The 22,321-nt window shown below is 70.1% G+C and carries 18 protein-coding genes, 1 tRNA gene and 1 other RNA gene; 7 read left to right on the top strand and 13 right to left on the bottom strand.

Annotated features, from left to right (window positions below; genetic code table 11):
• Positions 1-8: 8 nt before the first annotated feature.
• The 5 genes from BN1187_RS13240 to ffs all read right to left on the bottom strand — a co-directional run bounded on the left by BN1187_RS13240 (position 9) and on the right by ffs (position 4,770).
• Entirely contained in the window at positions 9-830 is an 822-nt protein-coding gene (locus tag BN1187_RS13240) for an HAD hydrolase family protein (RefSeq protein ID WP_040162404.1), read from the bottom strand.
• A gap of 1 nt (position 831) precedes the next feature.
• On the bottom strand, positions 832-1,437 hold the full coding sequence (recR, locus tag BN1187_RS13245) for a recombination mediator RecR (RefSeq protein WP_040162405.1): 606 nt from the start codon (positions 1,435-1,437) through the stop codon (positions 832-834).
• A 64-nt stretch (positions 1,438-1,501) separates the two neighbouring features.
• Positions 1,502-1,822, bottom strand: a complete 321-nt coding sequence (locus tag BN1187_RS13250; RefSeq protein WP_040162407.1) for a YbaB/EbfC family nucleoid-associated protein — start codon at positions 1,820-1,822, stop codon at positions 1,502-1,504.
• 53 nt (positions 1,823-1,875) lie between these two features.
• Entirely contained in the window at positions 1,876-4,641 is a 2,766-nt protein-coding gene (locus tag BN1187_RS13255) for a DNA polymerase III subunit gamma and tau (protein ID WP_052462716.1), read from the bottom strand.
• A 32-nt stretch (positions 4,642-4,673) separates the two neighbouring features.
• An RNA gene (gene ffs, locus BN1187_RS13260) (signal recognition particle sRNA small type) lies at positions 4,674-4,770 on the bottom strand.
• A gap of 178 nt (positions 4,771-4,948) precedes the next feature.
• On the opposite strand from ffs, the gene BN1187_RS13265 reads away from it, so the two are divergent.
• Positions 4,949-6,322: a hemolysin family protein gene (locus BN1187_RS13265; RefSeq protein WP_052462717.1), complete on the top strand. Its 1,374-nt coding sequence runs from the start codon at positions 4,949-4,951 to the stop codon at positions 6,320-6,322.
• Positions 6,323-6,349: 27 nt separating this feature from the next.
• The gene (locus tag BN1187_RS13270) at positions 6,350-7,021 is read left to right on the top strand and encodes a DedA family protein (RefSeq protein ID WP_052462718.1); all 672 of its coding nucleotides are present in this window, start codon (positions 6,350-6,352) and stop codon (positions 7,019-7,021) included.
• Positions 7,022-7,237: 216 nt separating this feature from the next.
• Here the strand turns inward: BN1187_RS13270 and fumC are convergent, their stop codons facing one another.
• Positions 7,238-8,638 (bottom strand): class II fumarate hydratase, encoded by a 1,401-nt coding sequence (gene fumC / locus BN1187_RS13275; protein ID WP_040162409.1) that lies wholly within the window; start codon positions 8,636-8,638, stop codon positions 7,238-7,240.
• Positions 8,639-8,746: 108 nt separating this feature from the next.
• Complete coding sequence (locus BN1187_RS13280; RefSeq protein ID WP_052462719.1) at positions 8,747-9,583, bottom strand: carbon-nitrogen hydrolase family protein; 837 nt, start codon at positions 9,581-9,583, stop codon at positions 8,747-8,749.
• A 90-nt stretch (positions 9,584-9,673) separates the two neighbouring features.
• Here BN1187_RS13280 and BN1187_RS13285 point away from each other — a divergent pair, with 90 nt between their 5' ends.
• Complete coding sequence (locus tag BN1187_RS13285; protein ID WP_040162411.1) at positions 9,674-10,108, top strand: VOC family protein; 435 nt, start codon at positions 9,674-9,676, stop codon at positions 10,106-10,108.
• An 88-nt stretch (positions 10,109-10,196) separates the two neighbouring features.
• A tRNA-Ser gene (locus tag BN1187_RS13290) sits at positions 10,197-10,284 on the top strand.
• A 70-nt stretch (positions 10,285-10,354) separates the two neighbouring features.
• Here BN1187_RS13290 and BN1187_RS13295 read toward each other — a convergent pair.
• The 5 genes from BN1187_RS13295 to BN1187_RS14435 form a co-directional block, all read right to left on the bottom strand.
• A complete protein-coding gene (locus tag BN1187_RS13295) occupies positions 10,355-10,693 on the bottom strand; it encodes a P-II family nitrogen regulator (RefSeq protein WP_040162413.1) in 339 nt (112 codons plus the stop codon).
• Complete coding sequence (locus BN1187_RS13300; protein ID WP_082034709.1) at positions 10,690-12,087, bottom strand: ammonium transporter; 1,398 nt, start codon at positions 12,085-12,087, stop codon at positions 10,690-10,692. Before BN1187_RS13300 ends, BN1187_RS13295 begins: the two co-directional genes overlap by 4 nt.
• A gap of 269 nt (positions 12,088-12,356) precedes the next feature.
• Positions 12,357-12,854, bottom strand: coding sequence for a DUF4870 domain-containing protein (locus BN1187_RS13305; protein WP_218184663.1), 498 nt, complete (start codon positions 12,852-12,854; stop codon positions 12,357-12,359).
• Between the two features lie 356 nt (positions 12,855-13,210).
• A complete protein-coding gene (locus BN1187_RS13310) occupies positions 13,211-13,510 on the bottom strand; it encodes a cell division protein SepF (RefSeq protein WP_082034711.1) in 300 nt (99 codons plus the stop codon).
• Between the two features lie 9 nt (positions 13,511-13,519).
• The gene (locus BN1187_RS14435; RefSeq protein WP_072042079.1) at positions 13,520-13,882 is read right to left on the bottom strand and encodes an endonuclease domain-containing protein; all 363 of its coding nucleotides are present in this window, start codon (positions 13,880-13,882) and stop codon (positions 13,520-13,522) included.
• Positions 13,883-14,975: 1,093 nt separating this feature from the next.
• Between BN1187_RS14435 and BN1187_RS13320 the strand changes: the two genes are divergently transcribed.
• Positions 14,976-18,350, top strand: a complete 3,375-nt coding sequence (locus tag BN1187_RS13320) for a PPi-type phosphoenolpyruvate carboxykinase family protein (protein WP_040162419.1) — start codon at positions 14,976-14,978, stop codon at positions 18,348-18,350.
• 168 nt (positions 18,351-18,518) lie between these two features.
• Entirely contained in the window at positions 18,519-18,851 is a 333-nt protein-coding gene (locus BN1187_RS14110; RefSeq protein WP_157754784.1) for a hypothetical protein, read from the top strand.
• Positions 18,852-18,982: 131 nt separating this feature from the next.
• On the opposite strand, the gene BN1187_RS13330 is transcribed toward BN1187_RS14110, so the two are convergent.
• Positions 18,983-20,014, bottom strand: coding sequence for an LLM class flavin-dependent oxidoreductase (locus tag BN1187_RS13330; RefSeq protein ID WP_235750675.1), 1,032 nt, complete (start codon positions 20,012-20,014; stop codon positions 18,983-18,985).
• Positions 20,015-20,077: 63 nt separating this feature from the next.
• Between BN1187_RS13330 and BN1187_RS13335 the strand changes: the two genes are divergently transcribed.
• On the top strand, positions 20,078-22,315 hold the full coding sequence (locus BN1187_RS13335; protein ID WP_147675127.1) for a DUF4185 domain-containing protein: 2,238 nt from the start codon (positions 20,078-20,080) through the stop codon (positions 22,313-22,315).
• Positions 22,316-22,321: the final 6 nt, after the last annotated feature.

A 22,321-nucleotide genomic window follows, 5' to 3' on the forward strand; every position in this document is an offset into this window, starting at 1 on the left:
GGTCCTCCTCACACCTCGCGCTGCTGCAGGAACCGCTCGATGACGATCGCGAGACCGTCCTCGTCGTGGGAGGCGGTCACCTCGTCGGCCGCGGCAAGCGTCTCGGGCAACGCGTTGGCGACCGCGACGCCCCACCCCGACCAACGCAGCATCTCGACGTCGTTGCGGTTGTCGCCGAAGGCCAGCACCTCTTCTGGCCGGACGCCGAACCGGGCGCACATCTGCTGCAGCCCGGACTCCTTCGTGACGCCTTCGGCGGATACCTCGATGAACGGGGCGCCGGAGGTGGTCACGTGACAGCCCGGGACGTCGAGTTCGAGGGCGGCGGCCAGCAGGACGTCCTCGTGGATCTCGGGGTGCCGCAGGATCAGCTTCAGCGACGGCGTCCCGAGCACCTCGTCGAGATCGTATTCGGGCAGGGCCAGATCGGACTTGCCGTGGTCGCCCGGATCCATCAGCCCGACGTAGCCCCGCTCGGGGACGAACGTCTTGCCCGCGTCCCGCACCGACACCGCGCGCGTTCCCGGGATGCGCCGCTGCATCTGCGTCACGAGCCGGGTCTGCTCGTCGACCGGCAGCAGGTCCTCGAAGTAGATCTCGTCGGTGCGCAAATCCATGCCGACGGCGCCGTTCGCGCCGACCACCGGGCCCTCGAGGACGGTGCCCCCGACGGCGTCATTGATGTAGAAGGGCTGGCGGCCCGAGATCGGGAGCAGGATGATGCCAGCCGCGTGGGCGGCCTCGAAGGCGGCCAGCGTGCGCGGCGAGATCACCCGCTCGCTGGTGATCAGGGTGCCGTCCACATCGGTGGCGATCAGGCGAAGCGTCATGTCAGGCCCCCTGGCTCACGCGACGGCGTCCTGAAAATGCCCTGCCGAGCGTGACCTCGTCCGCGTACTCCAGGTCGCCGCCCACCGGCAGCCCGGACGCCAGCCGCGACACGGTCACGTCGGTGTCGGCGAGCAGGCGCGTGATGAACGTCGCCGTGGCCTCGCCTTCGAGGTTCGGGTCGGTGGCGAGGATGATCTCGGTCACGGTGCCGTCCGCGAGCCGGGTAAGCAGCTCCCGGATGTGCAGGTCGCCTGGGCCGACGTGGTCGATGGGGCTGATGGCGCCGCCGAGCACGTGATAGAGCCCACGGAACTCGCGGGTGCGCTCGATCGCGCCCACATCCTTGGGTTCCTCGACCACGCAGATCGTCGTGTGGTCGCGCCGGGGGTCGCGGCAGACCCGGCAGGTCGCCTCCTCGGCGATGTTGAAGCAGATATCGCAGAACCGCACCTTCTCAGCGACGGTCGTGAGTGCCTCGGCCAGCTTCACCACGTCGGCCTTGTCGGTCTGCAGGATGTGGAACGCGATGCGCTGGGCGCTCTTCGGACCGACGCCGGGCAGCCGGCCCAGCTCGTCGATCAGCTCCTGGATGGGCCCTTCGTACACGGTCTTGTTCGCCTGCTTCTCGTGGTCGCGGTGGTGGGGTGGAGGGGGACGCGGTGCGCGCCGGTCAGAACGGCATCTGCGGCATCTGCGGCATCGCCGACTGGGCGAGCGCGGTCGCCTTGTGGCTCGCGTCGCGGACGGCCGCGACGACGAGGTCGCCGAGCGATTCGGTGTCGTCGGGGTCGCAGGCCTCGGGCTTGATGTTCACGGTGAGCAGTTCGCCCGACCCCGTCATGGTGACGGTCACGAGGTCGCCCCCCGCCGAGCCGTCGACCTTCTTCTCCGCGAGTTCCTCCTGCGCGCGGGAGAGCTGCTCCTGCATCGCCTGGGCCTGCTGCATCAGGGCGTTGAGGTCGAAGCCGCCGCCGTTGTCGTCACCGATCATGATCTCTCCTTGCTCGTGGGGCGCGTGGCCGCCGGGGTGGCAGCCATGCTACGTCAGGGGGTCTGGTCGTCCTGGGCGATCAGCTCGGCCCCCAACTGGCTCTTCAGGAGGTCGTCCACGTCGACGTTCGGCGCGTCGAGGTCGACATCGTCGCGGTCGGGTTCGGCGGCCTCCTGGGTCTCCAGGGGGCCGCGGTGCGTGCCGCGGATGTTCTGGCGAGCCTGGGCCGCGTAGTCGACGGACGGCAGGTCGTCCTCCTCCGGCGGAGGGGACGGCGGCGTCGCCGGATAGTCGCGCCGGGCACGCGGGTCGGCCGCCTGGGGGCGCTGGGCCTGGGCGGACGGCGCCTGTCCCCCCTGCCCGGACGGCGCCGCTGCCTGCCCCCGGGTAGGGGCGTCCGACCCGGCGGGCGGCCGTCCGTCGCCCTGGCCACCGGCGCCGGAGGGACCGGGCTTCCCCGCTCTCCAGCCGCCCGAGTCGCCGGCGCCGGTGCGCAGCTGCCCTCCGCCTCCCGGGGGCGGCGGCGTCGGTGCGCCCTGCTCCTCCACGACGTGAAGCTTGGGGGCCACGCCGAGGACCTCGATCACGGCCTCGCGCAGGACGTCCTCGTGGCCGCCGCGCGACAAGCTGTCCCGCGCGCCGGGGTTGTCGACGCTGAGCGTCAGGGTGCCGTCCTCGAACGAATGGACCTGCGCGTTCTGGCTCAGGACGATCCACGTGACGCGGCGCCGGTTCTTTACTGCCTCAAGCACCTGGGGCCACAGTCGCCGGACGTCCGCGGTGCCCATGCCGACCCGTCCCGGCGGTTGGCTCTGGGGAGACGGCTGGCTCTGTCCACCCGGCTGGGGGGCTCGCCCCTGCTGGCCGTGGTCGACGGACTGGGACTGGCCGCTCTGGCGACCCTCCTCCGGCCGCCCACTCTGCCGGGCTTCCTGGGGCTGCCCACTCTGACGGTCGTCCTGGCTCGACCCGACCGGACGTTCCGGGGCGCGCGGGCCCTGCTGGTCCGCGGTGGTCTGCCCCGCCGAGCGCCCGGCGTTGGCATCGCCCTGAGTGCCGCCGGAGGAGTGACCGGCGGCGGGGGTCCCCGCCTGCGTCCCCCGCCCCGCGGGCGCCGAGGAGTCGGCTCCGGGCCTGCCCCCGGCGGACTGCCCCGCGCCGGCGGGCGCGAAGGGCGCCTGCTGGCCGGGGATCTCGAGGCGGCGCTCCAGCCGGTCGAGGCGCGCGTGGATGCCACGGTCGTCCACATCGGCCCCGGGCAGCAGCACCCGTGCGCACATGAGTTCGAGGTGCAGTCGTGGCGCCGTCGTGCCGCGCATCTCGGTGAGGCCGTGCGCGATGACCTCGGCCGCGCGCGTCAGCTCCCCCGCCCCCATGCCGGCAGCCTGCGTCGTCAGCCGCTCCGCCTGGTCTGCCGCGACGTCGACCAGGCCGGAGGTCAGCGCGTCCGGGACCGCGGCGACGATGATGAGGTCGCGCAGCCGCCGCAGCAGGTCTTCGGCGAAGCGGCGCGGGTCTTGCCCGGCCTCGATCACCTTGTCGATGCTGGCGAACACCCCCTCGGCATCGTCTGCGGCGAAGGCGTCCACGATCTCGTCGAGCAGGCTGTCGGGGGTGTAGCCCAGCAGTGCTGTCGCCTGCTGATAGGTGACACCCTCGGCGGACGATCCGCCCAGCAACTGATCGAGCACCGACAGCGAATCGCGCACCGAACCCGCTCCGGCGCGCACGACCAGCGGCATCACGCTCGGATCGACGTCGACGCCCTCGCGCGAGCACAGCTCGGTGAGGTAGGAGGCCAGCGTCTTCGGCGGCACCAGGCGGAACGGATAGTGGTGCGTGCGGGACCGGATGGTCCCGATGACCTTCTCGGGCTCGGTGGTGGCGAAGATGAACTTGACGTGGGGCGGCGGCTCCTCGACGACCTTCAGCAGCGCGTTGAAGCCCTGCGTGGTCACCATGTGCGCCTCGTCGATGATGTAGACCTTGTAGCGGCTGTGCACCGGCGCGAAGAACGCCCGCTCGCGCAGGTCGCGCGCCTCGTCGACGCCGCCGTGGGACGCCGCGTCGATCTCGATCACATCGATGCTTCCGCTGCCCCCGCGCGCCAGGTCGCGGCAGCTCTGGCACTGCCCGCACGGCGTCGGGGTGGGGCCCTGCTCGCAGTTGAGGCAGCGCGCCAGGATGCGCGCCGACGTCGTCTTGCCGCAGCCGCGCGGCCCCGAAAAGAGGTAGGCGTGGTTGACGCGGTTGTTCGCCAGTGCCCGCTGCAGCGGCTCGGTGACGTGCTCCTGGCCGATCACCTCGGCGAACGTGTCGGGCCGATAGCGTCGGTACAGCGCGAGCGGCGCCTCGGACTCCGTCCGCGCCGCACTCCCCTGCGGCCCGTGCTGCTCCGGTTGGTGCGGCGCCCCCTGCTCCGGCTCGGAGCGCTTCTTCCCCGCGGACTCGTCCGCGCGGATCACGCCGGCGGCCAGCTCTTCCGAAGCGAGTTCGGCCAACTCGTCGGGGTCTGTGTCGCGCCGCTCCTCGTCCTCAACGGCGGCCTCCACGTCATGGGCGTCCGGCTCCTCGGGCTCGGGATCGTCGGGGCCCGTCACCGCCGGGGTCTCGTCGCTGTCATCGGGGTCGATCGGGATCTCATCGGGGCTGTCCTGCTCAATGTCCGTCTCGGGATCGTCCGTCACGACGGGTTCGGGGGGCAGCAGCAGGTCGTCGGGCTCGGTGCCGAACAGGTCGGGGCCCTCTTGCTCGAACGCCTCGGGCGAGGTGAGGTCGTCCTCGTCGTCGAAGAGGTCATCGGTCTGCTGCGCGTCCACGGCCAAACCATACTTGGCGCGACCGACAAAAAATGAAGGGGCCCCCGCGCACCTGGAAGAGCTCACTTACCCTTGCTGCCTTCCGGCCCTGGGGGAGTTGGGCGAGGTACCACCGCGCGGGGACCTTGGCGACAAGTTTAGGACACCGGGCCAAGCCGGGGGAAATCCGCTCGCCTCCGCCATCGTGACGACGTGAGACGTGCCTGCCCTCCGTGCCCCTTGTTGGTGGCGGCCGTCGCGCTGGACCGGGCATGGCGTCGCCCCAGCACTCGCGGGTTTGTCCGGCCCGTTGGCTACGCTCAGTGCCATGACCATGGACGTCCTCGTCAATTTCGCCCTCGTGATGCTCTTCGTGCTCATCGGCGGCGTCTTCTCGGGCACCGAGATGGCCATCGTCTCGCTGCGGGAGAGCCAGATCGAGCAGATCGAGACCGAGGGCGAGAAGGGCGAGAAGATCGGGCGCCTGGTCCGCAACCCCAACATGTTCCTGTCCGCCGTCCAGATCGGCGTGACGCTGGCCGGGTTCTTCAGCTCGGCCTACGGCGCACAGACCCTCGCTCCCGCGCTCGCGCCCGTGTTGGTGTCGATCGGCATGCCGGCGGAGCCCGCGGACACCACCGCGTTCATTCTCATGACGATCTTCATCGCCTACCTGTCGCTGGTCTTCGGCGAGCTCGTGCCCAAGCGGATGGGCATGCAGAACTCGGTGTCGATGACCCGCGTCGTCGCTCCCCCGCTCGGCGCGTTCAGCAACCTGATGCGCCCGGTGATCTGGCTGCTGTCGAAGTCGACCAACGCGGTCGTCCGCCTGCTCGGCGGCGACCCGAACGCCAACGACGAGGCGGTCTCGGTCGAGGAGATCCGTTCCATGGTCAAGAGCAGCGACCAGATCGAGGCGAGCCACCGCGCGATCCTCACTGACGTGTTCGACGCCGCCGAACGGACCGTCGTCGAGGTGATGAAGCCCCGCACCGAGACCGACTTCCTCGAGGGCGAGGCCACGATCGCCGAGGCTCTCGACGTCGTCCGCGACCTGCCGCACTCCCGGTACCCCGTCTTCGGCGAGGACGTCGACGACATCATCGGCTTCGTGCACCTGCGCGACCTCATCTCGGTGCGCGACCACCGCGACCTGACCGTGTCCTCCATCGTCCGCGACATCACGATGTATCCCGGCACCGTGCAGGTGCTCCAGGCACTCAACGAGATGCGCGGCCGCAACGACCAGATCGCGATCGTCGTCGACGAGTACGGCGGCACGGCGGGCCTGGTCACCATGGAGGACCTGCTGGAGGAGGTCGTCGGCGACATCTACGACGAGTACGACCGCGGGCCGATGGACCCTGAGGACTCCGTGCTGCACGAGGCCCACCACTTCGAGGTGGAAGGCGGCCTGATCCTGCAGGAGTTCCGCGACCAGACCGGCCTGGAGTTGCCCGACAACGGCACCTATCAGACCGTCGGCGGGTTCATCATGGCCCGCCTCGGACGCGTCGCCGAGGTGGGCGACCCCGTCAGCATGAACGGCTTCGTCCTCACCGTGAGTTCCATGGACGGACGCCGCATCTCCCGCGTCCTCGTCACCCGCGCCAAGGACGCCCTCGATCCCACGAACGCGGGCGCGACCGCCGCCAGCCAGGCTGCTGCGGCCGAGTCGTCGCCCGCAGCCGCGAGGGACTGACCGGACGAGCCCGACGAGAGGCGGCCGATGCACCAGTTCCAATGGATCTACGACTGGGTCCTGGCCCAGGCGATGTCCCCGTGGGCGCTGCTCGTCGTCTTCGCGTGCTGTCTGATCGACGGCTTCTTCCCCCCGATCCCGAGCGAGTCGGTGGTCACAGCGCTGGGGGCGGTCCTCGTCGCGAAGGATCCCCTGCGCCTCATCCCCCTGACCGCGCTGGCGGCGTTCGGGGCCTTCGTGGGCGACAACATCGCCTACCTCATCGGCTCCAAGCTGCACGGCGTCCTCGCACGCTTCCCCAAGCTCGAGCGCAGCGTCCACGACGCGAGCGGGCGCATCGCCAGGCGCGGCGCCGTCCTCATCATCACGGGGCGCTTCATCCCGGTCGGTCGCGTGGCGATCAACATGGGCGCCGGCCTGGCCGACTACCCGCACCACCGCTTCGTCCTCGTCACTGCCTTGTCCGGCACGATCTGGGGCAGCTACGCCGTCGTCATCGGCGTCCTCGCCGGGCACTGGATCGAGAGCAATCCGCTGCTGGGAGCGACCATCGGCGTCGTGCTCGGCGTCACGATCGGCGTCATCGTCGACCGCATCATCCAGGCCCGGCAGAAGCGGCAGGTGGCCGACGTCGCCGAGGCCATCCAAGAAGGGGTCGAGGACGATCACGAGCGCCCGGGGACGCCTCCCCGGGACTGACTCCCCCTTTCGCAAGGCCGCCGGCGCTTTCTAGGCTCCTTCCCGGATCCCACCGGACCCATCTGACCCGGGACTTGACCGGCCCGGGAAAGGGGGGACAGACGTGGTCCGGTGGGACCCGACCACGTCCGCCTCGGCGGCCGTCTACCCACCCACAATGCGTCGCGGCCGGGACACTCGAAGCGCCCCGGCCGCGTCTCGCGTTTGTCAGCCTCGTCAGCCAGCCGACGGGTGCGTCATGTCGGCCGGGACGACCCAGGCGTCGAACTCCTCCTCGGTGAGGTCGCCGGAGGCCAGCGCCGCCTCCTTCAGCGACGTCCCCTCCTTGTGCGCCTTCTTGGCGATGGCGGCGGCCTTGTCGTAGCCGATGTGGCGGTTCAGCGCGGTGACCTGCATCAGGTTGGACGCCAGGTTCGCGTCGATCCGCTCCTGGTTCGGCTCGATGCCGACCGCGCAGTGGTCGGTGAACGACCGACACGCGTCCGCGAGCAGCCGGATCGACTCGAGCACCGCGTGCGCCATGACCGGCTTGAACACGTTGAGCTGGAAGTTGCCCTGGCTGCCCGCGAAGCCGACGGTCGCGTCGTTGCCGAACACGCGGGTGGCGACCATGGTGAGGGCCTCGCACTGCGTCGGGTTGACCTTGCCCGGCATGATCGAGCTGCCCGGCTCGTTCTCGGGGATGGTCAGCTCGCCGATGCCGTTGCGGGGTCCGGACGCGTACCAGCGCACGTCGTTGGCGATCTTCATGAGCGCGTCGCCGAGCACCCGCAGCTCGCCGCTGACCTCGACCAGGGAGTCGTGCGCGGAGAGGGCGGCGAACAGGTTCCCCGCCTGGCGGAACTCGAGCCCGGTCTCCTCGGAGATCTTCTTGGCGGCCAGCGGACCGAAGTCGGGGTGGCTGTTCAGGCCGGTGCCCACCGCGGTGCCGCCGATCGCGAGGTCGCGGGCGCGGCCGTCGGCGTACTTGATGCCGTCGAGCGCGAAGTCGATCTGCGCGACCCAGCCCGAGATCACCTGGCCCAGCAGGACGGGGGTGGCGTCCTGCAGATGGGTGCGCCCGACCATCACGACGTCGGCGAACTTCTCCGCCTTCTCGGCGAGCACGTCACGCAAGCGCTGAACGGGCTCGTACAGACGGTTGTTCAGCTCGACCACCACGGCGATGTGCATGGCCGTCGGGAAGGTGTCGTTGGACGACTGGCCGCGGTTGACGTGATCGTTCGGGTGAACCGGGTCCTTCGAGCCCATCTCGCCTCCGGCGATCTCGATCGCGCGGTTGCTGATGACCTCGTTGGCGTTCATGTTCGACTGGGTGCCGGAGCCGGTCTGGAACACCACCAGCGGGAAGTGATCGTTCAGGTTTCCCGCGATGACCTCGTCGGCGGCCTGCACGATCAACTCGGCCTTGTCCTGCGGGAGTTCGCCGAGCTCGGCGTTCGCCTGCGCGGCCGCCTTCTTGAGCACGCCCAGCGCGGAGATCATCGCCGGCCCCCACACGAAGGTGTCGCGGCCGATGTCGAAGTTCTCGATGCTGCGCTGCGTCTGCGCGCCCCAGTACTTGTCGGAGGGCACCTCGATGGTGCCCATGCTGTCCTTCTCGATGCGAGTCGTCATGCCCTCAAGGTAGCGGGCACCCACCCGCCCGGCCAGGCTTTCGAGGAGCTGACAGGGACGCGCACGCGGGCGTCCCGCTCGGTGCGGGAAGCCCGGTTGGGCCGCCCCCTAGAGCAGGACCACGGCGTCCGGGTCGCGGGGCGGCACCGTGTGGAAACGGGTGTTCGCCAGCACCGGCATCGCGCGGCGGGCCCTGGCGACGGTGTCGGCGTCGAGGTCGGCCACGATGAGGTCGGGCTCACCGCCCGCCTCCGCGAGCACGTCCCCCAGCGGCCCGACGATGCAGCTGCGCCCCGCTCCGAGCGGAGCCTTCGACCGTGCCAACTCCGCGTGGGCCCGGGCGTCCGCCTGGTCGCAGGCGACGACGTAGCTGGTCGCGTCGGTCGCGCGGGCGATCACGATGGCGCGCCACTGTTCGCCGCGTCCCTCGCCGGAGCGCCAGGACGCCGGAACCAGCACCGCGTCCGCCCCGTGGTTCGCGTAGTGCTTGAACAGCTCGGGGAAGCGGACGTCGTAACAGATCGCCAGACCAAGCCTGAGACCCCCCACCTCGACCAGCACCGGCTCATAGCCGGGCGTGACGTGGTCGGACTCGGCGAAGTCGTTCACGTCGAACAAGTGGATCTTGTCGTAGGACGCCTCCACGCCCCGTCCCGTCACCAAGAGCGTGTTGTGCGGACGATCGGCGTCCGCACCCGGGGTGAACATGCCGACGGCGAGCACCAGGCCCAGCTCGCCGGCGATCTCCCGGACGGCCGTGGCGAACGGCCCGTCCAGCGGTTGTGCCACCGACGCCGAGCGGGTCGCGAACGAGGCCATCGTCGCCTCCGGGAACACGACGAGGTTGGCCCCCTCTGCTGCCGCACGCTCGGCGTAGTCTCGGACGAGGCGCAGGTTGGCGTCCGGATCGGGGCCGCTGAGGAGCTGGGCACAGGCGATGCGCATGCCTCCATCCGACGGCACCGGACGGTCGCCCGTCAAGGGGCCCCGAAGGGAGGTTGTCGGTGCGACCCCCGGGTTGACTAGGGTTCCTCCGTGAAGTATCTCCAGGACGGCGACGAGCTCATCAAGGCTGACCGCTGGGGTTCGATCGTGCCCGAGCTGGCCGTGACCGATCTTGACGCCAGCGTCGCCTTCTACACACAGATGCTCGGGTTCCAGTCCGAGACGGTCCGTCCCGGGCTGGTGGTGCTGTCCCACGAGGACACCCCGATCCAGTTCGTGCTCGAGCAACTCGACCCGAACGATCCGCCCAGCAGCGCCGAACTCGCCGCCCCGTTCGGCCGCGGCCTCACCCTGAGCGTCCGCGTCGCCGAGCCGCAGAAGATCTACGAGACGCTGCGCGCCCAGCACCACCCGATCCTCGTTCCCATGCAGGTTGCGGAGTACGACGAGGGAGACCAGGCGTACACCCGCTCGGAGTTCGCCATCCAGGACCCCGACGGCTACGTCCTGCGCTTCACCGACTGAGCGCCCCGGCGCGCCTTCCGCCCGGCAGAAGGGCACTCCCCCGCACCCGATTGGCGAGCCCCAGCCGGGCTCAGGTAAGCTGCCCCACGGAGGATTCGCCTAGAGGCCTATGGCGCTCGCTTGGAAAGCGGGTTGGGTTCACGCCCTCACGAGTTCGAATCTCGTATCCTCCGCCACCACGAGACCGCCGCCGGGATGCATCACCGGCGGCGGTCGTGCTTTTCGCGTGGTCCTTGTTCGGCCCGGTCAGAGCGCTTCGTCCCCCCTCTCCCCGGTGCGGACGCGGACGGCCGACTCGACCGGCGTCACCCACACCTTGCCGTCGCCGACCTCTCCGGTGCGGGCGGACTGCGCGATGATCTCGACGATGCCCTCGGCGTCCTCGTCGGAGGTGAGGATCTCCAGCCGGACCTTCAGGATGAAGTCGATCGTCAGCGTCTCGCCGCGGTAGACCTCCTTGTGGCCCTGCTGACGGGCGAACCCGGACACTTCGCTGACGGTCATCCCCCCGACGCCGTGCCGGATGAGTGCGGTCTGCACCTGATCGAGGACGTTGGGTTTCACGATGGCGGTGACGAGCTTCATGAGCGCGCCCCCTCGGCGTCCCCGGCCTTGGTGGTCGCGGGCTCGGACGGCGTGACCGCGGCGGGCTCCCAGTCGGGCAGGTCCTTCGGGTCGATGCGCAGCGTCTGCCGGATCCCACCGAACGAGGAGTAGTAGACCGGGCTGAGGTCGTAGCCGATCTCGGAGTGCTCGGCGAGGTCGATGCCGCCGTTCTCCGCCGCCGCGGAGATGCGGAAGCCGATGGTCTTGTCGATCACCTTGCCGATGGCGAAGCTCACCACGAACGAGTAGGCCAGCACCGCGAACGCGCCCACCGCCTGCCGCCACAGCTGATCGAGTCCGCCGCCGTAGAAGAGGCCCGCGACCCCGGCCGGCGAGGACGGGTCGGCGAGCAGCCCGATCGCCAGCGTCCCGATGAGGCCGCCGACCAGGTGGACACCCACGACGTCCAGGGAGTCGTCGTAGCCGAGGTGGTTCTTCCACGAGACCGCGAACGCGCAGCCCGCGCCGGCCAGGACGCCGATGCCCACCGCCCCCAGCGGGCTCACGGACGCGGCCGCCGGCGTGATCCCGACGAGGCCGGCCACCAGACCGGACGCGGCGCCCAGCGAGGTGGGGTGGCCGTCCCGGACGCGCTCCACGACCAGCCACGCGAGAAGCGCCGCCGCCGGGGCCGCGAGGGTGTTCACCCAGGCCAGGCCCGCCGTCGCATTGGCACCCAGAGCGGAGCCGGCGTTGAAGCCGAACCAGCCGAACCACAGGAGGGCAGCGCCGAGCATGACGAGCGTCATGTTGTGCGGACGCATGGGCTTGCGCCCGAAGTCGATGCGCTTGCCCACGACGATGGCCAGGGCCAGAGCAGCTGCGCCGGCGTTGATGTGGATCGCGGTGCCGCCGGCGAAGTCGATCGCCTTGACGGTGTTCGCGATCCAGCCGCCGCGTTCGGCCGCGAAGCCATCGAACGCGAAGACCCAGTGCGCGGCCGGGAAGTAGACCAGCAAGGCCCAGACGATGGTGAACGCGGTCCAGCCCGCGAAGGACGCCCGATCGGCGATGGCACCGGAGACGAGGGCCACCGCGATGATCGCGAACGCCGCCTGGAAGCCGACGAAGACGAGGGCGGGGATGGTGCCGAACAGGGCGTCCGCGCTCATCAGGCCGCCGAGCCCGGCGTACTGCAGCGGGTTGCCGATGACGCCGCCGAACGAGTCACCGAACGCCATCGAGAATCCGACGAGCACCCACAGCACGCCGACGGTGCCCATGGTGATGAACGACATCATCACCATGTTCAGGACGCCCTTGGCGCGCACCATGCCGCCGTAGAAAAAGGCCAGTCCGGGCGTCATCAACAGCACGAGCGCCGCGCTGATGAGCACCCAGGCCGTGTCGCCCGTATTGAGTTCAAGGATCATGGACGTCAGCCTGACGTCCGCGTGTTTCGGCGCCGTTGTGGCCATGTGGCGCTGGCGTTACGCCGTGTTACAGCGCCGTTGCACCACTCGGCGGCATCGCCACGAGGGCGGTTGCCGGGCGGCGTTTCCGGTCCGAGGGACGGAGGGACGGCGTGCTCCGCCGCGTTTCATGGTGGCGGCCAACGTCCCACGACGAGACCGGCCGCGTCTCCTGCACGGAGGGACGCGGCCGGATCGATCGGTCGGCGTGGCGACGCCGGACCGGCGGTTCAGCTGAGGATGCGCAGCTGCCAGGGGTAGATGTACAGCTCGCCGTAGTAGGTCTTGAAGGCACCGATGCAGCCCAGAATGATCGAGCCGAGCGCGCCGATGATGATCATCGGGATCCCGATCACGGCGCCGATGAGCGTGACCGTCAGAATCCAGCCGATCAGCGAGACCACCCACATCGTGAAGCTGAAGTTGAAGGCCCCCGCGGACGCCTGGCGGACGAACCGCGAGCGATCCTTCTGCAGGAACCAGATGATCAGCGGGCCCACGAACGTCAGCCAGCCGGCGGACACGATCGCGGCGATCGGGGCGGAGAGATGGGCGAGCATGGCCCACGTGCGCTCGTCGCCGGTGGGAACCGCGGTCTGCCACGGGTCGGACGGGTTCTGGCGCGACGACGGAGGCGTCCAGGATGACTGCGAGTTCTGCGGTCCGGGGTTGCTGTAAGGGGTGTTGGCGTTGTTCTGGTCCCACTGTGGGCCGGGCATGTTACTCATGGATCCAGTGTCGCGTGACGACAGGGCAGGCAACATGTCGTTCGGGGGCGAGCCGGGGCGCGCTACGGATCTTCCCGGATCTCCCGAACTGGGGCTGAGCGGCGTCTCCCCAAGGTCGGGTGCAGCAACCGGACGCCACGCTCGGCACATTTGGACCCCGAACGATCCGGCGCTGAGCTCTGGGTGCCCTTACACACCGCACCCACGATCAGCGGCTGTGCGGCCGAGTCCTGTGGTCCCTTGCCCTGCGGCCCCTTGTTGGCGGCATCCCGTCGGCGGCCGAGCGATCCCACCCGCGCCCGCTCTCTGCGCGCCATCGCGCCAGCACCCCTATCGCAGGGGCCGCGGCTGGGGCGTCAGCTCTGGTTGAAGAACGAGCCGGTGAGTTGCTCAGCGTCGTCCATGGCGGTGACCCCCGCCGGGACCAGGAGCAGCACCACGCTCGTGACGATGTCGATGTTGCCGCCGAGCCCGAAGACGAGGCCGGAGACGAAATCCACAAGGCGGTAGGAGTCGTCGGCGTCCATCGCGGAGATATCGAGCACGACGAGATAGTGCGACCGAAGCGCTTCGCCGATCGTTCGCGCATCGTGGTAGGTGGTGGGCCGAAGCACCACCAGACCCCGTCCACCCCCGGTCTGTTGTCTCGTGGTCACACGGGCAGTCTAGCGACGGGCGCGCGGCGGACTTCCGCGACCTATCAGTGCCAGCCTGGCGGCGACGACCTCGCGCAAGCGACGAACGACGCGATCGGGTTCGTTGATGACCTGAGCGGCCGCGATCCGCACCACCTGCCAGCCGAGTGAGGCGAGTGCGGTGTCGCGATCACGGTCTCGAAGGAAGGCGGCGCGGGTGGTGTGGAACTCGAACCCGTCGACCTCGAAAGCGAGCATCAGGTCGGGGAGAGCCGCGTCGAGATAGGCAGCCCCCGCATGCGTGGTGACACGCTGGTTGGCTGCCCAGTCGCACGGGAGGTCGAGGCGGCGCAGCAGGCGGTGGAGAAGGCGTTCGGCCTCCGACCAGGGCACATCGCGGGAGTCGTCGAGCAGCCAGCGCCGGCGAGCATTCCCCGCCGGTGAGGGGTCTCATTCATCGCCGACCACAGTTGCGGCAGGGTGACCACGCGCCGGCGTAGCGCCTCATCGATCGCCTGTCCGCCCAGCTCGTCGACGAGATCGAGCACCGTCAACGCCACGTCTGTCGCCTGGAGCCCCGCGATGCGCACGACCCTGTCGGGCGGTATCCGGCGACGGTGAAACCGGTAGCCCACGGCGGGACGTGACTGCCTGCGAGCCGCATTGACCCGAGTGGAGGCGAGCTCGGGCCACCAGGTCAAGGCCGCGGCAGTGCGACCGGTCACGACGGCATCGGGGTCAGCGACCATCAGCGCCGCCACCCGCGTTCCTCGGTCAACGGGGCGTCGCTCCGCCGCCCCGGCTATCTGTGACGCCACCCAGATGCCGGGCAGCACCCGAGTCAGCCGTCCGTTCCGCGCCGCCCGCGAGATCGCCTGGCGCAGCGCCGGATGCGCCCCTCGGGCATCGAGGATGCCCTCACTGGTCATGCCGGCGCTCAGCGCGGCGAACGATCGGTCTCGGACTCGGGTGCTCATGCCCACCACGATGGGAATCCGGGATCGATTTGTGTCACGAATGTCCCGCTCACTTTTCACTGCCGGCCGACGCCCGGCGGAGCGCGCCGCCCGCGCCGCGATGACCGTGACGTCTGTGACAAATCTGCTCGAGACTGCGATCGCCCCGCTCGGGGCTCGCCGACCGCGAACCGCTGGGGACCCGGCGACTCGTCGATCACCGAGCGAGATCGACGTCGGCTGATGGCCCCACCACCGCGGCGGTGCACACGACCTGGGGTGACGCGGCTCTGAGGCGCCGCGCCGCAGGAGTCGGACACGCTGGATGCGACCCGATGCAACCACGGGATCCCCCAAGCACGACGGCGACCAGAACGGGATGAGCCCTCCCCACAGGTCGAGGAGTTTGGCAAGGTGGGGTCAGACCATCACGCAGGGGCAGAGGGCGAATCCGTCAAGACCAGACGGCGACTTGTGCAACAACGCCCAATCCAGGCCCACGCGACGCTCGCGATTGGAAGGATGGGGCTATGTCAGCAACGAACGTCAACTCCGCGATCAACCTTCGTCTGGCTTTACTCGGACAGCCGCTGCCGGCGGACGTCGAGAACTCTCCCAGTGCCCAGCTCGTGGCCCCGATTCTCGCTCGGCAGCGGGAACAGAACCGGCGGCTCGCTGATCGGCTCTCCCCGGTGGACCAGCGCATCCAGAGCTTCCTCGATTCCTACCTGGGCGAGGCGGAGTCGACGCCGCAGCTGCCTCGCCGCACCCTCGTGCTCGACCAGGCGGGGCTGGCCCGCGGACTCTCCCTCCCCCAGGACGGCGACGAGTTCTCCTCGGACTTGCTCAGCTCCTACCGGCTGATGAATGGCGTGCTGCACAACCCGGCCAACGACCGCCGCACCACGGCCGGCGTCTTCCACATCGCCGAGGGTGGCCTGCCGATCCCCGACGACAAGATCGCCGTCGAGCGCGACGTGTTCGCCCGCCTCCTGCGGCACGCGTTCGAGGCCCCCGAGGAAGCCCTCCGCCTCCCGTTCACGGCGAACACCCCGACCCCGGCTGCCTGCTTCGTCTCGTTGCTGCTGCGCCCGGTCGTCGTGCCCGAGGTCCCCGGCATCACGAACCAGCGCACCATGGAGATCCGGTTCATCGTGCCCGGTGGCATGGTCGCCAACCTCGACTTCGTCGAGAGCATCTTCGGGAACGGCGGCGATCCCTACCTGCCGGAGAACGACGCCTCCCTCGAACCCAGTGAATGGACCGGTCACACCGGATGCGTCATCCTCGCGCCGCACCTGACGAAGATGACGAAGAAGGAACTCGGGCTCCCGCACGTCGACGATGCGACCGACCGGCAGCGCCGCGACGGCCAGTGCTGGAGCGACCCGGACGAGCGCTACAACAACGGTCAAGCGTTCAAGCTGTGCGCCCGCGACGAACGCGGCGTCATCGTCACGATCATCGCGGACAACTACTTCGGCTATTGCAAGAAGGAAGTCAAGACCCAGATCAGCTACTCGGCGAACCTGCTCGGCTGCGCCGAAGAAGAGCACGCCGGTGGTGCTGTCGTCTACCCGGCGTACAACCTGGGCGCCGAGTTCACCGACAACCGCACGCCCGACGGGTACACGCTGGCCAGCGTCGTCGAACGCGATCCGCACCGCTTCACCCTCAACCAGGACGGCTCGGTCAGCGACAAGTTGGACGACGCCGTCGTCATCGTCCCCGGCGGCGCGACGTTCAGCATGCGCACCCAGACGATCACCTGGGACGACAACGGTAGCCAGCGCACGATCAAGCTGCTCGCCAACAAGACGTACTTCCTCCCCAACGGCTACCGGGTCTTCGCCAAGCACCGCGAGGAGGACCGCACCCAGTGGCACCTCGTGGGCGTCGCCCCGAACGCCACCCACTGCCACAAGCCAGCCACGGTCTCCGGCGGCGGCAAGAGCGAGATCAGCAAGTCACTCCTGGACGCCTTCGTCTTCGGCACCGCCTTCATCGGCGACTTCGACGAGGACATGGCCCACGTCGAGTCGATCATCAACGGCGACTACAGCAACCGGTTCGCGGACGCCTCGCGCAACGGCACCGATCACCGGCCGGTGCTGAGCGCCGAGCGCAGCCTCGGCTCGGTCATCAAGCTGCTGACGCCGTCCAGCCGGTTCACCGCGGAGCACAACGACTTCCTGCGGTCGATCCCGCCGCACATCAAGGAACTCGTCTTCACCATCAAGCGCTACTACCAGCCCGAGTGGGGCGAGGACTGGCGCGACAAGTTCTCGGTCGGCATCATGAACGGCCGCCAGGGCAACTCGCTGCGCCTGCACGGGGAGCGCATCATCGCGAACTTTTTGCGCGTCGGGTTCGAGACGGACGGCAGCTGGCGACTGTTCAGCCTGCGCCCGGATTTCAGCCCGGCGTCGAAGGTGCAGACCGAGGACGACATCACGGCGTCCACCGTCGCGCCGAGCGAGGGCGGCGGCGTCTCGCGCAAGTACGTGCAGAACTGCGAGCAGCTGCTGTTCCAGCGCCCGGACGACGCGATCTACCGCGGCTACGACAAGCAGACCGAGAAGGACATGGCGCGCCCCGACACGTTCATCTCGAACTTCCAGCCGCTGACGCATGCGGACGCCCGCGAGATGCTCGAGGACGTCCAGGCGTATTCGGAGTTCACCGAGCCGATGGCGGAGCTGATCCAGCGCGCCGCGGAGACGACCTCCGGCGACAGTACGCCGCGGTACTTCGTGTGCTCGGCCAACCCGCGCCTGGTCAACGGCAAGCCGTCGAAGAACCCCCGGTACCTGCAGGTGCGTCCCGACCTGTCGAACCCGGCCGCGACCGCTCGGGCGGACCTCGCGTCCCACCTGTTCTTGAAGATCGGCGCCGACCAGCCCAACCGGCTGCCGGTGGACGTGGTCGCCGCGGGACGCCGGAACAATCCGGCCGACGAGGGCGTCCCGCCGCTGTGCTCGTACAACCCGCTGCATTACATGGAGCTGCCCGAGCTGTTCATGGAGTTCATCAGCTCCATGACGGGTAAGTCCCCGTCGACGACTGGCGCGGGCTCCGAGGGAGCGATGACGAAGGGCCCGTTCAACGCGCTGCCCGCGACGATCGACCTCAACTCGGCGTTCCTGTCGTTCGCGCTGACCGGCTACGACGGCTGGCTGAGTTCGGCGGGCTACATCGGGCCGAACGTGCGGGTCAACCACGACATCAGCCTGCTGGTGCCGGAGCTCTTCTGCCGGATGAGCGAGGACGAGCGCTCCGCCGAGACGCTGATCAGGGACGGCTACCTTGAGCGGATGCAGGACTTCGAGCACAACGGCGAGCAGGTGCTGGCAAGCCGGCTCGGCTACCGCATCAACGAGCAGTTCGCCACCACGTACTTCGGGCGCATCTTCCTGCACCCGGACATGGTGTTCACCGACGAGATGCTGCGCCCGGAGATCCAGGACGTCGACACGTTCGCCGAGTCGATGGCGACCATCGTGAAGACGCACCAGCGGGTCGCGAAGGCGTACTTCGACGACGGGACCGTGGAGCTGGCCATCCCGCCGCTGCGGGCGCTGCTCGAGGTCATGGCCAACGGCAAGACCGAGGATGGGCTGACGCTGGACGATGAGGAGTTCCGGACCATGTTCACCCGGGAGTCCGTGCTGGCGTCCGACTGGTATGCCGCGCGGCTGGCGGCCAAGCAGGCCGAGGACGTTCAGCAGGTCCGGACGGGCCTGATGAGGATGGACGCCTTCACCCGCTCGCCCGAGAACCTCGAGGCGGCCGGACGGTTGAATCTCGGTGAGCGCATCGCGAGCGCCCGCGCCGAGCTCAAGCGCCTGCAGTCGGCCGACTACCTCAAGGGCCTGAAGGGCACCGTGGGGCGCCAGTCGCTGTGAGTTGAGCGCGCCCGCACCCGCAGGCAGGAGGCCTGCGGGCGCGGGCGCGCTGCTCACCTCCCGGGAAAAGAGAAGGACCGGGCGGAGCAGGAACAGGGAAGGACCGGGCGGAGGGAGCTCCACGGTTCGGTTGTCGGTGGCAGCGCCTAGGATCGCAGCATGAAGTCGATGTCGAAGGCCATGGGACAGCTGCGTCCCGCCGAGAAGGTCAACACCGCCGCCGTCACCGCGGTCGGGCTCCTGGGAGGCTGGCTCACCGCCCGCGAGACCGGGATCCGTCCGATCGGCGGGGTCATCCTGGGTGCCGCGGGCGTTTACGCCGGACGCACGTGGCTCACCCGCGACGGCGCCGGCGTCACCGCCGCGCTGTCGGCGCTGTACATCGGCGGCTTCGTCGGGTCGCACATGCTGGCCAAGAAGATCGGTGCGTGGCCGGCCGTGCTGGCGGTGACGGCGCTGTCCTCCGGCGCCGCGCACGTGCTGTCCGACCGCGAGGCCTGAGCCCGGGCGCGACCGTCCGGGCCCGCCGTGGTCGCCGAAGAACACGCGCGACAGGGGCCCGAGGGGCGCAGCTCGGCGCCCACCCAGCCGACACCGCCGAGGATGACGAGGTGTCGCCCCGAGGTCGTGGGTCAGCGCAAGGCGTCGGCGAGCGCGGTGAGGCCGCGCTCGCGAGCGGGCGACTGATCGAGTGGGTCGGCGTCCGAGGCCGCGGTCACCGGATGCACCATCACCTCGTCGACGTCGAACTCGGCCGCCAAGGCACGCAGTCCGTCGGCGACCTGCTCGGCCGTGCCGACGTACCAACTCGCGCTCAGGTCGCGCAGCAGTTCGTCGGACGCGACCGGAGCCGCCGTCTCCGCTTGTTCCACCGTCAGCATCGGACGCATCGGCTGGCCCGTCCGTAGCGCCGCCATCTGCATCTGGTACGGCTTGGCGAGCCGGGCGGCGTCCTCGGCCGTCTGCCCGACCACGACGTTGGCGGTCAGGAACGTCCGCGGCTGCCCCTCACCGCGGAAGCCCTCGCGGTACAGCGCCAGCGCCTCGGCGGTGCCGCGGCCAGCGAAGTGGTGGGCGAACACGTACGGCAGCCCCTTCTCGGCGGCGAGCCGGGCGGAATAGTCGGACGAGCCAAGCAGCCAGATGTCCGGGACGTCGACGGCCTTGGCCGTCGCCTTGATGTCGAAGTTGCGCAGCCCGATGCGGAAGGTGGCGCCCTCCGGGGAGAGCAGCGTCTCGACCTGTTGGACGTACTCCGGGAAATGCTCGACCGGGTCGCCCTCGGGCCCCGCGGCCGAGCGCAGCGCCCACGACGTGACAGGGTCGGTGCCGGGGGCGCGGCCGATGCCCAGGTCGATGCGGTCGGGGTAGGCCGCCTCGAGCAGCGCGAACTGCTCCGCGACGGCGAGAGGCGCGTGGTTGGGGAGCATGACGCCGCCCGAGCCCACCCGGATGCGCCCCGTCGCCGACGCGAGCATCGCGATGATGACCGGCGGCGAGGTCGACGCGATCGCGGCGGCGTTGTGATGCTCCGCCACCCACAGGCGGTGGTAGCCGGCCTCGTCGGCCGTCTGCGCGAACCGCACCGCCGCGGCGAGCGCCTGCCCGGTGGTCTGACCGGTGCGGACGGGGATGAGGTCAAGGACGGACAGTTTCAGGCTCATGTCCCCACCCTAGGTGCTCCCGCACGGCGTGGGCCGTGGGCCCCGTTCGGCTACCGTGGGCCGGTGCCCATCTCGCCGCCTCCCCCGTCGCCGAACGCCGCGGTGATTGGGTCGTCCGCGCTGGTGCAGGGCACGTCCCGCAGGCGCCTGTTCGCCCCACCCGCACTGGACGCCGTCGCGCGCTCCGCGGGACACGGCTCCGACCTGATCCACTACCGGCGCGAGCAGTACCGCCCCGACCGCACGTGGGAACGTCAGGGCGTCGTGACCGCCGACGCCACCGGACCGGCGGCGCTGACCAGGATCGGGCGTTCGGCCGCGCTGCACGCGCTGGTCCCCGAGCGGGACGGCCTGCGCCACCACGTGCACGGGCCGTCCGGCTGGCGTCCGCTGGGGATCGTCTCACCCCCCGCGGACGCCGTCGCGCTCGTCGCCCGCGCCGGCGGCCTCGACGCCCTGGTGCTGAGCGGCGGGGCGGTCGTCCACCACCGGGGCGAGCGTTCCGGCGACGGGTCCTGGCGCTGGACGCCCCAGGCGACCCTCGCCACGGACGCCGTCGCGGCCCCCGCGCTGACCGCAGGCCCGGGACACACGCTGACCGCAGCGATCGCGCTCAGCGACCGGACGTCCGTCCTCGTCACCTCACGGAGGAGCGCTGCCCCGCGCTGGTCGACCGAGGCGTCGCTCCCACCCGCGACCGGAACGCCGGGACTGGCGCAACGCGGGGATGTCGCGCTGCTCGCCCTCCCGAACGGGACCGGTTTCGACGTCCACGCGCGCCTCGCGAGCGCGGGCGCGGTCTCCGTCGCAGCGCTCACCCCGATGTCCCCCCACGCCGGGCGCCCTCCTGGTGGGGGCGACGGCCACGCCGGTCCGGCCACCGCGCGCCCCGGGACCGACCCGACCGCGGGGCCGTGGCGTCCCGACGGCCACGTCCGGTGCGGCCTTCGGGACGTCGCAGCGGTGAGCCTCCTCGCGTCCGGTCTGGACGGCTGGTTCCAGGCCCTGACGCAGGAAGGCACGTCGCTGTTCCAGTGGCACCGGCAGGAACGCGACGGCGGCGTCCGCTGGACGCGCTCCGCGTGCCTGCGGCTGGACGACCGCTCCCCCGCCACGATCGACCCGGCGCCCTCGATCAAGCGCGCCCAGATCAGCGGGGACGTCGACACGCAGCCCTCGGCCGACGGGAACCCGCGCGTCACGCTGAGCCGGTCGCTGACCCGCAGCGGCGTGCGCGGAACCGACCTCGGCGTGCGGGTAACCCACTCCGGTCGCGACTACCTTTTATGCGGAGACACGCATTGGACGCGCCCGCTGCGCACCACCCGCGACTCGATCGCGGCGATCGGCCCGGACGGCCCCTTGCCCGGCCTGCCGGCGTTCACGTTCCACGGTGCGCCGATCCGGCTGATGGGCGGCCGCACGACGATGCGCGAGTACGACGTCCCGCTCGACACCTTCAGCCATCGCGGCGGGTGGTTCCTGTTCGCGACGTCCAACCACTTCCTGAACCACCAGGTGATGGGACGCTCCGTCCTCGCCCGCGCGCTCTTTGACCCCGCCGCGATCGACCAGGGCGCCCGACGGCCGCTGCGGTTCCGGACGCTGACGACCGTCTCCAGCCGGTACTTCGTGAACATCTCCTGCGCGACGCTGCCGGGCCGCACGTTGCCCGGACTCGGCGTCGACCACGACGTCGTCGCGCTGTGGGGTTCGGGCGCCTACCGCGCGGACGACCTGCGGCTGGCGATCCTCGATCCGGAGCCGTTGTCCTCGCGGCTGGCGGGACGGCGCCCCTTCCCGCCGGACGCCTTGGGCCTGCGGTTCTTCGCGGGGACGAGCGAGGGTGTCCCCCGCTGGAGCGACCGTGAATCGGAAGCGATGCCGCTTGTCAGCGGGTCCTTCGGGGAGATCTCGGTGCGCCACGTGCCGCAGATCGGCGCCTACGTGCTGCTGGCCATGTCCGGCCCGGAGGACCCGATCGGCCCCTGCGTCACCCTGCGCACGTCGCGGACCCCGTGGGGACCGTGGTCGGATCGCGTCGTCCTGCTCGACTGGGTGCGCCACGGGATGTCGTTCGACGACCCGTCGTCGCGTTTCATCCGGGCGAGCCTCGAGGCGTCCGAGCCCGTCGGCGACCGCATCTTCCGCGGCCAACGGGACGCGACCGGCGGGGCATACGCGCCCTACCTCTTCGACACCCGGATGGACGGGGACGACCTCGTCCTGCGGTACACGCTCTCGACGTGGAACCCCTACCAGATCGTCCTGATGGAGCATCGCCTGGCCGCGCTTCCCTGATCGGAC

This window comes from Nigerium massiliense (genome assembly GCF_000826085.1).
Classification (GTDB): Bacteria; Actinomycetota; Actinomycetes; order Propionibacteriales; family Propionibacteriaceae; genus Propioniciclava; species Propioniciclava massiliense.

Excerpts from the sequence above, each read along its gene's own strand:
- BN1187_RS13300 (WP_082034709.1), bottom strand. The coding sequence starts at position 12,087 with ATGATCCTTGAACTCAATACGGGCGACACGGCCTGGGTGCTCATCAGC.
- BN1187_RS13280 (WP_052462719.1), bottom strand. The coding sequence starts at position 9,583 with ATGCGCATCGCCTGTGCCCAGCTCCTCAGCGGCCCCGATCCGGACGCC.
- BN1187_RS13265 (WP_052462717.1), top strand. The coding sequence starts at position 4,949 with ATGACCATGGACGTCCTCGTCAATTTCGCCCTCGTGATGCTCTTCGTG.
- BN1187_RS13330 (WP_235750675.1), bottom strand. The coding sequence starts at position 20,014 with ATGAGCCTGAAACTGTCCGTCCTTGACCTCATCCCCGTCCGCACCGGT.
- BN1187_RS13320 (WP_040162419.1), top strand. The coding sequence starts at position 14,976 with ATGTCAGCAACGAACGTCAACTCCGCGATCAACCTTCGTCTGGCTTTA.
- BN1187_RS13305 (WP_218184663.1), bottom strand. The coding sequence starts at position 12,854 with ATGAGTAACATGCCCGGCCCACAGTGGGACCAGAACAACGCCAACACC.
- fumC (WP_040162409.1), bottom strand. The coding sequence starts at position 8,638 with ATGACGACTCGCATCGAGAAGGACAGCATGGGCACCATCGAGGTGCCC.
- BN1187_RS13250 (WP_040162407.1), bottom strand. The coding sequence starts at position 1,822 with ATGATCGGTGACGACAACGGCGGCGGCTTCGACCTCAACGCCCTGATG.
- BN1187_RS13240 (WP_040162404.1), bottom strand. The coding sequence starts at position 830 with ATGACGCTTCGCCTGATCGCCACCGATGTGGACGGCACCCTGATCACC.
- BN1187_RS13295 (WP_040162413.1), bottom strand. The coding sequence starts at position 10,693 with ATGAAGCTCGTCACCGCCATCGTGAAACCCAACGTCCTCGATCAGGTG.
- BN1187_RS14110 (WP_157754784.1), top strand. The coding sequence starts at position 18,519 with ATGTCGAAGGCCATGGGACAGCTGCGTCCCGCCGAGAAGGTCAACACC.
- BN1187_RS13270 (WP_052462718.1), top strand. The coding sequence starts at position 6,350 with ATGCACCAGTTCCAATGGATCTACGACTGGGTCCTGGCCCAGGCGATG.